This is a genomic window from Aeromonas sp. QDB03, from assembly GCF_027707985.1.
In the GTDB taxonomy this organism is placed as follows: Bacteria; Pseudomonadota; Gammaproteobacteria; order Enterobacterales; family Aeromonadaceae; genus Aeromonas; species Aeromonas hydrophila.
The window spans coordinates 126242-140404 of record NZ_JAPCJG010000007.1 but is presented as its reverse complement, the minus strand read 5'-3'; the positions used below and the strand labels follow the sequence as shown (position 1 = coordinate 140404).

At 53.8% G+C, this 14163-nt stretch carries 11 protein-coding genes; all 11 read right to left on the bottom strand.

All coding sequences use genetic code 11. The annotated features are described in order from the left end of the window. Positions 1-185: 185 nt before the first annotated feature. Complete coding sequence (locus tag PG900_RS17295) at positions 186-2441, bottom strand: N-acetylneuraminate synthase family protein (protein ID WP_106551499.1); 2256 nt, start codon at positions 2439-2441, stop codon at positions 186-188. Continuing rightward, complete coding sequence (locus PG900_RS17290; protein ID WP_106551500.1) at positions 2441-3118, bottom strand: acylneuraminate cytidylyltransferase family protein; 678 nt, start codon at positions 3116-3118, stop codon at positions 2441-2443. The genes PG900_RS17295 and PG900_RS17290 overlap by 1 nt, the downstream gene beginning before the upstream one ends. A gap of 18 nt (positions 3119-3136) precedes the next feature. Then, positions 3137-3997 carry a class I SAM-dependent methyltransferase gene (locus PG900_RS17285; protein WP_106551501.1) on the bottom strand — a complete coding sequence of 287 codons (861 nt, stop codon included), beginning with the start codon at positions 3995-3997 and terminating at the stop codon, positions 3137-3139. A gap of 114 nt (positions 3998-4111) precedes the next feature. Then, positions 4112-5521 (bottom strand): phosphomannomutase, encoded by a 1410-nt coding sequence (locus PG900_RS17280; protein ID WP_106551502.1) that lies wholly within the window; start codon positions 5519-5521, stop codon positions 4112-4114. Continuing rightward, positions 5515-6945, bottom strand: coding sequence for a mannose-1-phosphate guanylyltransferase/mannose-6-phosphate isomerase (locus tag PG900_RS17275; protein ID WP_106551503.1), 1431 nt, complete (start codon positions 6943-6945; stop codon positions 5515-5517). The genes PG900_RS17280 and PG900_RS17275 overlap by 7 nt, the downstream gene beginning before the upstream one ends. A 74-nt stretch (positions 6946-7019) precedes the next feature. Continuing rightward, positions 7020-8153 carry a UDP-4-amino-4,6-dideoxy-N-acetyl-beta-L-altrosamine transaminase gene (gene pseC, locus PG900_RS17270; protein WP_106551504.1) on the bottom strand — a complete coding sequence of 378 codons (1134 nt, stop codon included), beginning with the start codon at positions 8151-8153 and terminating at the stop codon, positions 7020-7022. Next, the gene (gene pseB, locus PG900_RS17265) at positions 8150-9154 is read right to left on the bottom strand and encodes a UDP-N-acetylglucosamine 4,6-dehydratase (inverting) (protein ID WP_270831910.1); all 1005 of its coding nucleotides are present in this window, start codon (positions 9152-9154) and stop codon (positions 8150-8152) included. The genes pseC and pseB overlap by 4 nt, the downstream gene beginning before the upstream one ends. A gap of 221 nt (positions 9155-9375) precedes the next feature. Then, entirely contained in the window at positions 9376-11205 is a 1830-nt protein-coding gene (gene malZ, locus PG900_RS17260; RefSeq protein WP_270831909.1) for a maltodextrin glucosidase, read from the bottom strand. A 5-nt stretch (positions 11206-11210) separates the two neighbouring features. Then, positions 11211-12059 carry an HDOD domain-containing protein gene (locus tag PG900_RS17255; RefSeq protein WP_017409738.1) on the bottom strand — a complete coding sequence of 283 codons (849 nt, stop codon included), beginning with the start codon at positions 12057-12059 and terminating at the stop codon, positions 11211-11213. A gap of 70 nt (positions 12060-12129) precedes the next feature. Beyond that, positions 12130-12549 carry an META domain-containing protein gene (locus PG900_RS17250; protein ID WP_016352339.1) on the bottom strand — a complete coding sequence of 140 codons (420 nt, stop codon included), beginning with the start codon at positions 12547-12549 and terminating at the stop codon, positions 12130-12132. Positions 12550-12702: 153 nt separating this feature from the next. Beyond that, positions 12703-14082, bottom strand: a complete 1380-nt coding sequence (gene yegD, locus PG900_RS17245) for a molecular chaperone (RefSeq protein ID WP_270831908.1) — start codon at positions 14080-14082, stop codon at positions 12703-12705. Between the last annotated feature and the right edge of the window lie 81 nt (positions 14083-14163).

Genomic DNA, 14163 nt, shown 5'->3' with positions numbered 1-14163 from the left:
AGAATATGTTGGTGGGATTGGGATGATGAGCAGATTCAAGAAAATGCTGGGCTCATTAAGAACCCAGATCTATTTTTTTCATACTATAGCAATTAGGATAATGATCAGATTTTGATAAACTATGGTATATCAAAAAAGATGATTTTTGTTATGTTTCGCTGGAAAGTAATATAGCTACCGCCTCATTAAAGCTTAAATTGCTCGAGTCTCTCTAGTGCTATCCAGAATCCTTCGCCGTTATTTTTGTGCCCTTGCCATATTTCAGGAATAAAGGATGCTGTTGGTGCGTGTTGCTTCAATAATTCAGAGACTTCGTCAAAGTCTATCTCTCCCTCACCGATTTGCAGCCCTTCGCCATCAACATCCTTAGCATCAACAAGGTGCAAGTGAGCCGTATATGGAGCTATTTGTCGAATAAATCTTGCAAAGGAATCCTTATTCAGGTTACAGGCAAGTTTTGAATGTGATATATCCAAACATACTCTCATCCCCTGTCTTTCACAGAAGTCAGAAATCTCGTCGGCCTCCATGAATAGATTGTGATAGCGTTGCCCACCAAAATGCCATGGATAAGGAGGCATTGTCTGAGGAATAATTTCGACCCCTTGGCTGTCAAGCTTTTTTATAGCTTCCGCGATTAACTTATATTTAACCTCGCGCTCTGAACGTGGCATGAAACTATCTAAAGTGAATCCACCTGCATTGATGATGATTAGAGGTTTAGTCGCGCGATGAAAGTAAGAGGCTATCTGACGAGTTTTATCAATAACCCTTTGCAATTCTTTAATAGAGTGTTCACGATATATTTTATCTTCTGAACAGAGATCCATTATATGGTCGCCATAAAATAACTCAGGACTATGTACTATTACATCAAGGTCATAGCCTTCAGATGCTAAATAATCTGCAGGATCAAGATCTAGGTCCTTGTAGCTAAGGTGAAACTCAACTAAATCTAGATTAGTCTTCCCAAGCATATCTTTCAGGTCATGGTAGCGGACTGGGATACCAAAAGGACGATTGAATGAATATTGACGAGCATGTGTGGTCTTTTCATTAAGATCAGATGGATAGAAGAAATCACCAACAGCGATATCTCGTCGAGCAACCATACCTATGAGTTTATTTTTTTCATATGGAGGCAATCCTTTTCCGGGACTACGTATGTCTACAGCGTTCGACGTGATAATTTCTCCAATTTTTAGATCCCTGGTACATATTAGACTCTTTCCAAGCACTTCTCGATTCATCATTTCTCCCTGAGTGACTTCTCTAGCTTTGCGATGTCCCATAGCGAGCTCTATTTCACGAATCCCCTGAACCATCATAGTGAATTCATCTGGCAGCAAACTGACTCGATGGTCATTGCCTTCCATATTCCTGTCCAGAGTGAAGTGTTTTTCAATAACCTTTGCTCCCAAACTAACTGCTGCCATAGCGACCGACATTCCACGTTCATGACCAGAATAACCAACATGGCCACTTTGAATGAGTTCCTGTAAGCGACTTATGTATTTTAGATTGATGTCTTTGAAGGGCGCAGGGTAAGTCGAGTTGCAATGTAAAATTATGAATTGGGTACCATTTCTCTGAAAGAGAGCAATAGCATTTTTTATTTCTTGCTCACTGGACATACCAGTAGAACAAATCAGTGGTTTACGTGTAAGGATCAGTTTTTCTAGGAATTCATGATTTGTCAGGTCTGCTGAGGCTACTTTGTACGCCGGCATGCCATAGTTTTCCAATTCATCAAGGCTGGTTGCATCCCAAGGTGTGCAGAGAGGGATAATGCCTTTCTCTTTGCAGTAATCGAATACTTCAATCAGTTCCTTAGTAGTCAGCTGGAAGCGCTCTAGCAACTGAAGCGTATACTCTGATCCGAGATCTTCTCCAGCCGTTTTTTGGGGTGTATTTTGACGATACATGGAAGCTAAATGGCGCATTTGAAACTTGGCACAATTGGCCCCACTAGCAACAGCCAAGTCTACCAGTTTTTTTGCCAATACAATGTCACCGTTATGGTTGTTGCCAATCTCGGCTATTATAAAGGTCGGACTTTCTTCTGCTATTACGAAATTATCTATCTGGATTGGCTGGTTGTGTTGTGTAGCAACTGCCATCAAGCGATGTTGTCTATCGAGTAGAGGGAGATATTTAATTCGACTTGAAAACAGAGCGGAAATACTCTCGTGAGGACTTTCTATGTCTGCACTCGTAAAATTATGGTTGCTAACTATGGCAACTGGTAAGGACAAGTCGAAGTTAGTTTCCTCTAGTAACCAGCGTCTTAAGTCACCATCTGTCATTACTCCTTCGAGAACACCATTTTGAGTCAAAACAAAAACGATACCACTCTTGTTCAGACTCATTTTTTGTAATGCATGCATTATGGTTTCATCGCTGAAAACAACATAACGAGTAACATTTCTATCAATGATCATTAAAGATATTCCCGCATCAGAGTTTCTACAATAGCAAAGTCAGTTAGAGAGTCTATTTCCCAAGACTCATATTCTTGCATAGAGTACATAGCTATTTTACCCCCAAGACGATTTTTCTTCGCTCTTAGCAAGGGGATTTTAGTAAGATATATGGACCCATTTTCACGATACTGACGATCTGCTTCTCGAATATCCTGCCTTCTGGGGCGATTCTCATAATCGTAAAGCGCTCTAGGTGAAGAAGGAGATTTCCAGAAAAAAGCATGACTCTCGCAAACGGATACGAGTGAATCAGCTCGTTCGCGGCAGAACTGATCTATGGCGTTGGCAATGCTTTCCGGCATGCGTAAAGGTGAGGTAGGCTGAAGCAGCACGACAACTTCATCATCATCAGCGTCTAACCAATGCTCCATGGCATGGAGCATGACTTCTTCAGTTGAAGTGTGATCTTGAGCAAGCTCAGAGGGTCTGAGTTCTGGTACTTCAGCTCCCCAACTCTGGGCGACATTGGCGATGTGTACTGAATCAGTAGAAACAATCACTCGACTAATCTGGTTGCAAGCCAAGGCTTGACGGATGCTCCAACTGATGAGTGGCGCCCCCATGATAGGTCTGATGTTTTTATCAATGACACCTTTTGAGCCTCCCCTTGCAGGGATAAGTGCAGTGAATTTCATTTATCTTCTTCCTGAAGCTTAACAACGAGCAATAAACAATAAAGTGTCAGTACAATTTCTTATGGCATTATAATTACCATAAGCCTCATGCAGTATACGTGCCGATTCATCCATTATCGTATTGCCCATCCCAGAGGGTTTTTTATCAGTCAGCCAATACAGGTGATTCCATATGGGATAACGCTGTACAGCTACTTCCGATTGTACTGTCCAACCACTTTTTTCAAGTAATCGGTGTAACGATGCCCTTGTATGTAAGACAAGATGCTCTGACCAGAAAGTAAATTGACGATATTCTTCAGGGCCATTCAACAACAACCAATCCTTGGCGTGCGGAACCTCAATGATTAGTTGGCAGCCTTTGGATGCTATCGATTTTAGTTCTTCCAATATATCTTGAGGGGAAAGCAGATGTTCTAAAACATGAAAGAGACTAATCACTTCAGGCTGAAAATTAGTAACTTGTTCCAAAGATGACTCGATATGGAAGCCATCCTGCCGGAGTTGATCCCTATCTCCTTCATTTATCTCTATACCTATTGCAGACAAACAAAGATGAGCATCTTTGCGTAACTGGTAACCAGGGCCACATCCAAAGTCTAGCCAGCGACGTCCAGGTATCAGAGAGGATAAAACTTTCGTTCTTCTTTCTGCATCAAGCAAGTCCACTTCACTGCGATACCTTCCACATCCCATCGAGTTTTTCTGTGTATAATAATGTGCTGCTTTTCCGGCATAAGCAGGGTCTAAATAGATTATGCCAGTTAATGTATCTTTGTATACGGCTATATTCAGGTCTCTGCACGCTGGACTTATAATTATACTTCTGTTTGGTGAGATTAGGTCTTCAGCTAACAAAAAGTCAAAAATGTTATTCATGATCCTTTGCCCTGTCTGAAATCTGATGATAATATAAATTAAATTAATGTGAAGCTATGGTCGAAAAATTTAGAAAGTCATCAATTACTTAAGACTTGTTGAGAAAATATATTTCTACTCCATATCGATCAGTCGTTTAATAAGCTTCAGGTTGTTATTTACTAATGTTATGGCTTGAGCTTGGGTATTAGCCTCTGCATAACAGCGAAGTTCCGGCGCATTGGCGGAAGCTCGCAAGTGTAAGATATTGTTACCCGTAAGCTGGATTCTTATTCCATCAGTCAGATCTATATCAAGATACGCATCTGTTGCCAGCCCCAGTAACTGAAGAAGCCAAGTGGGCTCATTGCTGGCTTTTTGCATCAAGTCCGTCGGATTAACCTTGATCCGGTCGCTATGAGTAAAGCGGTTTGGTAGTGTGGCCAAGATGGCAGCAAGCCCTTTTTCTTTTGCCTGGATCAATGCAGCCAATGCTGGTAGCAGGGCATCACGAGTGGGGAGGGCCGAAAGATGCCGCCCTTCATGATCAATGCGACTGCCTAACATGAAGCCTCCATTTGCTTCAAAACCGGCTACTTTGCCTGCGAGGGCCCCCATCGCTTCCAATACATAAGGAGATCCAATCCGAGTGCGTATGACTTGTGTGACAATTTCCGATCGTTCAACGGCACTATTGCAGTTAAGTGGCATGGCCACGCTTTGTATGCCTAGGTATTGGCAACAGAGTAGTCCGAGAATATCCCCTTTGAGCCAATGCCCCTGTTCATCGGCGAGCATAGGTCTATCCCCATCACCATCGGTCGAGAATAGAGCATCCAGGCTATATTGTTGAGTCCAAGATAGGGCTCTCTGTTCATCCTCAGTGCTCAATGCTTCGGTATCGATGGGAATAAAGTCGTCACTCCGCCCCAATCGTATAACTGTTGCTCCCAATGCTTGGAAAATCGACGGGTAAATATCTCGCCCGGCACTGCTGTGTTCGTAAATGCCGATCCGTTTATGTGCCAGTGCACTCTTGTTGAAAAAATGCAAGTAACGCTCTGTATAGCGTTCTGCTGCCTCTGTGGAGGGCTGCAGCGTGGGTTGTGCCATTATCTTGGAGAACACTATATCCGCTTCTAGGATCTGTCGTTCTTCAGCTTTGGTGATCTCTCCACCAGGGCCATAGAACTTGAGACCATTTCGGTCATGTGGGATATGGCTACCGGTAACCATGATGGCCGGAATGCGGCAACGCATGGCTTGTAATGCCAAGGCCGGTGTTGGTAGTACCCCATAGAAGAGGGGCTCAACGCCAAGTTGTTGCAGGGCGGCGGCGCAGGCGCCTGCCATGCCGAGGCTGCTGGGTCTGTTGTCTATGCCCAACGCTACATGCTTAAAGGTGAAGCGATCACGCATGACAGAAATGAAGGCATGCGTAAATGCTTGGCAAACTTCTGCTGTCAACTGGTTGACTAACCCTCTGACACCGCTTGTACCAAAGCCCAAACCACTATGCTGGATAATCGTCTTGGTTCTCAGCATGGCTCGCTCCCATCTTTGTGGTAGTGCTCTCCCAGCCTTACAATGTCGTCTTCCCCCAAATAGGAGCCTGATTGAACTTCGATAAGTACCAAGTCGACTTTACCCGGGTTTTCCAACGAGTGAACGGTTGCAATAGGGATATAGACGGACTCATTTTCCGTGATGTAACGCTCGACACCATTCAGTGTCATCCTGGCTGTTCCGGAGACTACTATCCAGTGTTCGGCCCTGTGGTGATGCAGTTGTAGAGAAAGCTTGGCACCAGGCTTGACGGTGATGCGTTTGACGTGGAAACGCTCTCCGCTGTCGATAGCATCATATTTGCCCCATGGGCGGTAAACCTCGCGATGACGTTCGGTTTCTGTGCGATTCATACTTTTAAGATGTGATGTCAGTGTCTTGACCTCTTGAACCTTGTCGTGTGCGGCAACGAGTATGGCATCCTTGGTTTCCACTATGACTAGCTTGTCCAATCCAATGGTGGTTACTAGCCGGTAACTGCTTTTGATATAACAGTCTGTTGTGTCAAGCGCCAAGATGTCACCTTCTAGGACATTCCCTTGCCCGTCTTTCTCGTTCACCTCCCACAGGGTGGACCAAGAGCCCACATCGCTCCATCCGGCATCCATGGGCACGACAACGGCATCTTGCGTTTTTTCCATCACCGCATAATCCACTGACTCGCTGGGCGATTCCTCGAAAGCCGCGCTACCGACACGGATAAAATCGAGATCATGTTGTCTGGTGCTAAACGCTTTTTCACAAGCGGCCAGGATATCAGGGCGATAAAGTTTAAGTTCCTCAAGGTAGCGGCTGGCCTTGAACATAAAGAGGCCGCTATTCCAGAGGTATTTTCCAGAGGAGAGATACTGTTTCGCCGTGTCCAGATCCGGTTTCTCGATGAAGGCGTCGACGCGAGAAACTCCCCCCCCAAGAGATTCCCCTGCTCTGAGGTAGCCATAACCGGTTTCAGGTGTTTGGGGGACGATGCCGAATGTCACCAGTTTGCCATTGACTGCAAAGGGGTATGCGGCTTCTATGGCTTGTCGGAAGGCGTGCGGCTCCTTGATTGCGTGGTCTGCAGCCAGCACCATCAACACGGGATCATCAGCGATCGTCATACCGTGCAGAGCCGCCACAGCGATAGCTGGGGCCGTATTGCGTGCTGAAGGCTCCAGCAGAATATGGTTCTGTATTCCGGCCTCCCGCAACTGCTCCGCGACAATAAAGCGATGGGCCTCATTGCAAACCACGGTGAATGGGTGAGTGGCAAGTTCTTTGACCCTGCCAATAGTATCCAGCAGCATTGAGGCCTCACCCAAAAGCGGCATGAACTGCTTTGGATATAACTCACGAGAAAGAGGCCAAAGCCGACTACCTGACCCCCCAGCCATCACAACTGGCAAGATTGCTGTATCCGTCATTTTATCTCTCTGTATATCGACTATCTGGACCTTTTGACGGCAAGCTCAGAGCCTGCTTGTTCTTTTATGTACTGCTATTCATCGGCAGTTACCAATGTAAATACCTGATGTTGTTCCGCTGTCGTTAAATGAGGGAAAAGCGGGAGAGTGATGGCTCCGTAATAGTGCGCCTCTGCCATCGGTAGGGCTGACTGGTGGCCTTCTTGGTGCCAAGGCTGCTTGTAGATGGGCATATAGTGCACGTTGGCCCCGATACCATGATCGCGTAGTCGCTGGAACAGATTGCGGCGCTGTTCGGGGGCTACATGGTGTACATACAGGTGGAAGGCGCTGCGTCGTTCTGCACTGAAATAACGGGGCAGACGTTCGGGGGCCAATGCTTCAAAGTAACGATGGGCAATTTCGCCACGCTTGGCGATCCAGGCTTCAAGATTGGCCATCTGACTTAGCCCCAACACAGCCTGGATGTCGGTCATCCGGTAGTTGAAACCGAGCATTTGCTGCTCGTAGTACCAGGGGCCATCTGGCTCATTGATGAAGTCGGCCGGATCCCGGGTGATGCCGTGGCTGCGCAACATGCTCATGGTTTTGGCGAGCGCAGGGTCATTGGTCATCGCCATGCCGCCTTCGCCGGTGGTGATGATCTTCACCGGATGGAAGCTGAAGACGGTGATGTCACTGTAGCGGCAGTTGCCGGTGGGTTCACCGTGATAGCGAGCACCGAGAGCATGACAGGCATCCTCGATGATCCGAAAGCCGTACTCTTGTCCCAGGCGATGGATCTCCTGCATATCGCAGGGCAGGCCTGCGAAGTGTACCGGGATGACCACCTTGGGCAGACATCCTTGCGCCTTGGCTGCTACCAGCTTGCGCTCCAGCTCCATGGCGCACATGTTGCCGGTATCGGGCTCGATGTCGACGAAGTCGGCCTGTGCTCCGCAGTAGAGAGCGCAGTTGGCCGAGGCGACAAAGCTGATGGGGGAGGTCCAGACCCAGTCACCTGGGCCGACACCCAGCGCCAGACAGGCGATGTGCAGGGCGGCAGTTCCGGAGTTGACCGCCACCCCGAAGCGGGCACCGCAGTAATCCGCCACTGCCTGCTCGAAGCGCGGCACCACTGGCCCCTGGGTCAGAAAATCGGACCGCAATACTTCGACCACGGCTTCGATATCCGCTTCGCTGATCGACTGTCTGCCGTACGGGATCATTCCATTACCACCTTGCTGTTCAACTCTTTCAGCTGTTCAACCGTCAGGAAATCCTCGTTGTCACGGGAGTTGTACTCGAATCCCTGGGCCACCATGGCTCCCTTTTCACCTGAGGCGGTGACGGAGAAGTCATTGTTGCGATTGTTGAAGTTGATGGTTGGTCCGATGATGAAGAAGTCGTCGAACTCGAAGGTGTGGTAGGAGTCGTCACACGGGCACATCACTTCATGCAGTTTTTCACCCGGGCGGATGCCGATGATCTCCTGGTTCAGCTGAGGGGCCATGGCGGTAGCCAGGTCGGTAATCCGCACCGAGGGCAGCTTGGGCACGAAAATCTCACCCCCCTTCATGCGCGGGAAGTTGTTCATCACGAAGTCCACCCCCTGCTGCAGAGTGATCCAGAAGCGGGTCATCTCGGCGTGAGTGATAGGCAGGGTGGTGGCGCCCTGATCGATCCGTTTCTGGAAGAAGGGCACGACCGAGCCGCGCGAGCCCACCACGTTGCCGTAGCGCACCACCGCAAAACGGGTTGGATCCTGGCCGGCGATGTTGTTGGCGGCGACGAACAGTTTGTCGGAGGCCAGCTTGGTGGCGCCATACAGGTTGATGGGGTTGGCAGCCTTGTCGGTGGAGAGGGCGATCACCTTCTTGACCTGATTGAGCAGGGCGGCCTGGATGACGTTCTCGGCCCCGTGGATATTGGTCTTGATGCACTCCATGGGGTTGTATTCGGCAGCCGGCACCTGCTTGAGGGCCGCCGCGTGCACCACATAGTCAACCCCGCGCATCGCCATGGTGAGCCGGTTGGCATCCCGCACGTCACCGATGAAATAGCGCATGCAGGGGGCGTTGAAGACCTGCTGCATCTCGAACTGTTTCAGCTCGTCGCGGGAGTAGATGATCAGCCGTTTCGGCTTGTAGCGTTCCAGCACTGTCTTGACCAGCATCTTGCCAAACGAGCCAGTGCCGCCGGTAATCAATAGGGTTTTATTGTCGAACATGACGGATTCTCGCTAGTGATGCCAAGTGACAAGCAATTTATGTGCCTTGGGCCAGTTTAGCCGAAAAGGGTCGGAAGCGGTCTTGTATGATGCCAGTTTTATTCCACTCTGAGTGAACTAACTAGATGATTCATAGAGAAATCCAACCCAGCTCAAACAACTTTATGCGATCTCGGGGGCTTTAACAAAAAGCGGAACACAGGGTTCCGCTTTTTTGACGCCTAGCTGGAGAGCAACACTCTGGCCGAGTTGGCGGGGATGGTGAGCTGCACCTCGCCCTGCACTACTTCGAATTTGTCGCCGTTGAAGGCATCGGTGAAGCGGCTGGCCGGGCTGGCGGTCTGCCACAGGGGCAGGCTGATGGTGCGCGGCTCGCTGGGATGACGGTTGCAGGCTACCACCACCTGATCGCTTTGCAGGGTACGGGCAAACACATAGCTGTGCGGGCCGGCATAGAGGGTCTGGATGTCGCCGCGGCGCAGGGCCGGACGCTGCCGGCGGATCTGGATCAACCGGCGGTAGTGGTCGTGCAGCACGTGATCCCAGGCGGTGGTCTCCCACGGGAAGCAGCGGCGGCAGTCCGGATCGTTGCCGCCAGAGAGCCCCACTTCATCGCCGTAGTAGATGGAGGGCACGCCGATGTAGGTGAGCAGCAGGGTGGCTGCGAGCCGCATCCGCTGCTTGTCCTCCCCCAGCAGGTGGAGGAAACGGGCGGTGTCGTGGCTGTCCAGCAGGTTGAACTGGGCCAGCTGGTTCTTGAACGGAATGTGGGCCCGCGCCAGCTTGAGCCAGCGATCCAGCTCTTCGGCGCTGATCTTGATGGGGTGGTAGGCGATGTCCTGGCCCGCCAGGAAGGCGCGGATCGGATGGGCGAAGCCGTAGTAGTTCATGGCGCCGTCCTCCTGATCTCCCTGCAGCCACTGGCTCGCCTCGAAGAAGTGCTCGCCCAGCACGTAGGCGTCCGGATTCTCCTGCTTCACCGCGCCGCGAATGGCGCGCACGTGGCCGCGGTTGCCCTCGGCAGTGCCGCGCTCCCCCAGCATGTGGATGACGTCGAAGCGCCAGCCGTCGATCTGGTAGGGGGCACGCATCCAGTAACGCAGAATGGCGTCGTCGGCGCGATAGACGGCGTCCTGCACCTGTTCGCTGGAGAAGTCGAGCTTGGGCAGGCTGCGGATGCCTTTCCAGCTGACGTAATCCCCCTCGTTGTCAAAGGTGTAGAAGCTGCGCCACGGTGAGTCCGGGTTGCGCTGGGCACCGAGCGGCGGGCAGAACCAGGGGTGTTCGGTCGAGGTGTGATTGACCACTGCATCCAGAATGATCTTCATGCCGCGCTGGTGCAGGTTGCGGGTCAGCTCGGCGAACTGCTCGTTGCTGCCGAGGTGGGCATCCACCTTGAAGTAGTCCTGGGTGTCGTACTTGTGGTTGCTCGGCGAATCGAAGATGGGGTTGAGATAGAGCGCCGTCACCCCGAGGGATTGCAGGTAGTGCAGCTTGGCATCGATGCCCGCCAGGTCGCCGCCGTAGAATTCGCAGGCGCCGTGGCCCTCTTCGTGGCGGCTGACCGGCTCGCCCCACACCTTGCTGATCACCGCCTTGCCGCGATACTCGTACTCGTGATGCTTGACGCTGAGCGACGGATCGCCGTTGCAGAAGCGATCGGGGAAAATCTGGTAGAACACCTGGTCCTGCACCCAGGCTGGTGGCTGGTGCAGGCTGTTGAAGCGAAAATGTTGCTCGCGCGGCGGCATGGCGGCGCTGACGCCGGCCCCGTGCAGCCACCACTGCTCCTCATCGGTCAGACACTTGAAGCAGTAGAGGTGAATGTCCTGCCCCTTGATGAGCGGCAGGGTCGCCTGCCATACCTGCAGCCGGTCACGGGTGGAGACCGCCGTCATCGGGATCAGGTACTCCTCGTTGTCCGGCTCATGGCGCAGCCATACCTCACGGATCGGGGCATCCAGCTCGCTGAACAGGGTCAGTTGCAGGGCATCGGCGCTCTCTTTGAACCAGGGCGCCACCTGGGGATGAAACAGAAATGGATGGGTCATGATGCTTATTGAGTCAGAAGATCGGCGAGGGCATTGCCCTGTTCATGCAAGGTTTCGAGCTGGCCTGCGAGCGACTTGGGATCCAGCCCCAGCTGGTCGGCCAGTGGCTTGGGAAAGCGGGCGATGATGGCCTGGGCCGGCACTCCCGCGTTCCAGGCGAAGGAGATGAAGACCGCCAGGCGGATCAACACCGCCTCCTTGCTGACCGGGTCGTGGGAGAGGGGATCCAGCTGCTGGGAGATGGCATCGACGAAGGCCTCGGAGAGGTTCCAGCGCCGTGCCAGCTCGGCGCCGAGCTGGGCATAGTCGTAGCCCAGCATCTCGCGCTGGGCCTCGACCCGGCTGCTCCCCTTCTGGATCGCCAGACTGATGAGCTCCGCCTCTTCCGGCAATGTGCTCTGGATCAGCAGTTCGCCGATGTTGTGAATGAGGGCGCAGGTAAAGGCGGTTTCTGGGTCGAGCACCTTGGCCTCCTGGGCCAGGGTCTTGGCGATGGTGGCGACCTGGAAGGTCTCGGTCCAGAACTTGTTCTTGTCGAAGCTGGGAGGTGCTTTGAAGCTGCCGATGATGCCGGAGGCGACCACCACAGATCGCAGCCGGTTGAAACCGAGGCGGATCACCGCCTGTTCGATGGAGGTGACTTCGTTGCCGCGGCGCAGGGCGGCCGAGTTGGCCATTCGCAGCACCTTGACGCTGATCACCTGGTCCATGGCGATCTTGGCCGCAATCTCGTCGATGCGGGCATTTTCATCGCTGAAGCTCTGCATCAACTCATGCAGCAGTTGCGGGATAGTGGGGAGTTGTTTGATCTTGTCAAACAGACGGTCCATCGACATGGCTGAGGCAGCCTCCATTGCGAGCACTGCCTCATATTGTGCCACAGGCGGGGCACATGTTCCTGTTTGTGATGCCGGTTTGTGAGCCCTAGAGCACCCAGTCGCGCAGGGTGTATTCCAAACGATGCCGTTTGCCCTGCAGGATCAGGGTCTGGGTGGTGCCGTCCAGGGTGGCCCCTTCGGTGAGGGTGGTCAGTACCGCCTGCTCCACGGCATCGAGCGGGGCCAGACAGGCCATCTCGGTGCTGCCCAGACTGGTCACCCAGAACTTGTTCCCCTCGAGGTGGCCCTGACCGAAGTAGCGATTGCAACCGGCGATGCCGTTGACGGTGAAGTGCTCACCTATCTCGAAATCGGGCGGATTGTCTCGCGGCGCGGCAACGGGCTGGCCATCCAGCTTGTCGAGCACCCAGTGGTGGTGCTGCAGGTCTTGCGAGGCGAAGCGGGGAGTACTGCTGCAGGCGCTGAGCAGAAGCAGGGCGAGCAGCAGTAGCAAGAATCTGGGCATGAAAGGGCTCCGGTAGTGGGAGTGACAAGCATACCCTCTGTGCGCGCCCTCAGGCAGGGCGAGGGGGAGTGCCCCCGACTGCTTCTGTCGCCCTGTGGGTGGGGCCTGTGTCGTTAAATGGCAACACAGCCCCCATGCCTGGCTGCAGTTGGGTCAGATCGGGGTGGGTTGACCGCTGCCAAACAGCCGCTCGGCGTAACGGGCCAGACCGGAGGCGACGGAGCCGAAGTCATCACCCCCTTCCAGCGGCACCTGAGGCAGCTTCTGGCGGATGAAGGCCTGGATCAGCGGGGAGCGGGCGCTGCCGCCGGTGATGAAGACCCGATCCGGCTGGACGCCGGCGGCGGCGATGGCTTCATCCATCAGCTCGCCAATTTTCTCCAGCAGCAGGGCAGAGGCGTTGGCCAGCTGTTCGCGGGTCAGCTCCGCCTCCAGCCCTTTTTCCAACTCGCTCAGCGATTGGTGATTGGATTCCTGCGTCGAGAGGGCGATCTTGCCCTGCTCGGCACGCCACACCAGCTGGTGGCTCAGCTTGTGAGCGCGCAGGCTGGCGAGGCGGCCCAGCTTGCTGCCGGGCTGGCTGTCGAGCTGCAGATCCTGCAGCTGGCGGGCGGTCTCCAGACTGTAGAAGCGGCTCTGGGCGCTGACGTCGTTGATGGCGGCGGCATCCCAAAACAGCGGGTGGGGGAGCGGCTTGCCGGTCTTGAGGGTCTCGTGCATGCCGAGCAGCGGCATCATGCCCTCCACCGTCAGGCGGATGTCGAAGTCGTTGCCGCCGATCCGCTGGCCGCTGTGGCCGAGCAGATCGCCGTCGCGATCGAGCCGGTCGCGGTGGCTTGGGCCCATCCGCAGCACCGAGCAGTCGGTGGTGCCGCCGCCGATATCCACCACCAGCACCACGGCGTCTTCGGTGAGGCGGGCCTCGAATTCGAAGCCGGCCGCCACCGGTTCATAGAGAAACTCTACCTGTTCGAACCCGGCGAGGCGGGCCGCCTCGCTCAGGATGGCGATGGCCTGACGATTGCTCTCTTCCCCCGCCAGCCCCTGGAAGTTGACCGGGCGGCCGACCACGGCCCGGCGGATCGGCGCGCCGAGCTGCTGCTCCGCCTCGCGGCGCACGTGCAGCATCATGGCGCAGACGATGTCTTCGAACAGGGCGATCTGCGGTGCCTTGAGGCCGTAGGCGCCGAGGAAGGATTTCGGCGACTTGAGGTAGTAGCCGTCGTCCGGCTCTTCCAGATAGCGCCCCAGCGCCGCGGCGCCAAAGCTGAGCTCGTCGATCAGCCCCTCTTCGCGCATCTGGCGGCGTACCGCCTGGGCTCGGGTGACCACGGGGCCGCGCAGCTTGAGGTACTCGCTCTGTTGGGCGGGTGCCAGCCCTTCGGCCAGCAGGCCGGCGATGGCATCCCGGTGGGGCGCGTGCAGGGTGGAGGGAAGGTAGTGGGCACCGCTCAGGTTCAGCAGCCTGGGGCTGCCTTGTTCCATCACGGCGACGGCACAGTTGGAGGTACCGTAATCAAATCCGATAAACATGGGCAGCCAGACTCCTGAGCAAAAAAGGGCTGGTAGCCTACCCGAAGGCGCCGGGTCTCACAACCCGGCGCCTCGCTTATT

Coding starts and splice junctions, on each gene's coding strand:
- yegD (WP_270831908.1), bottom strand. CDS start 14,082: ATGTTTATCGGATTTGATTACGGTACCTCCAACTGTGCCGTCGCCGTG.
- PG900_RS17280 (WP_106551502.1), bottom strand. CDS start 5,521: ATGCTGAGAACCAAGACGATTATCCAGCATAGTGGTTTGGGCTTTGGT.
- PG900_RS17255 (WP_017409738.1), bottom strand. CDS start 12,059: ATGGAGGCTGCCTCAGCCATGTCGATGGACCGTCTGTTTGACAAGATC.
- PG900_RS17285 (WP_106551501.1), bottom strand. CDS start 3,997: ATGAATAACATTTTTGACTTTTTGTTAGCTGAAGACCTAATCTCACCA.
- pseC (WP_106551504.1), bottom strand. CDS start 8,153: ATGATCCCGTACGGCAGACAGTCGATCAGCGAAGCGGATATCGAAGCC.
- pseB (WP_270831910.1), bottom strand. CDS start 9,154: ATGTTCGACAATAAAACCCTATTGATTACCGGCGGCACTGGCTCGTTT.
- PG900_RS17275 (WP_106551503.1), bottom strand. CDS start 6,945: ATGACGGATACAGCAATCTTGCCAGTTGTGATGGCTGGGGGGTCAGGT.
- PG900_RS17290 (WP_106551500.1), bottom strand. CDS start 3,118: ATGAAATTCACTGCACTTATCCCTGCAAGGGGAGGCTCAAAAGGTGTC.
- PG900_RS17250 (WP_016352339.1), bottom strand. CDS start 12,549: ATGCCCAGATTCTTGCTACTGCTGCTCGCCCTGCTTCTGCTCAGCGCC.
- malZ (WP_270831909.1), bottom strand. CDS start 11,205: ATGACCCATCCATTTCTGTTTCATCCCCAGGTGGCGCCCTGGTTCAAA.
- PG900_RS17295 (WP_106551499.1), bottom strand. CDS start 2,441: ATGATCATTGATAGAAATGTTACTCGTTATGTTGTTTTCAGCGATGAA.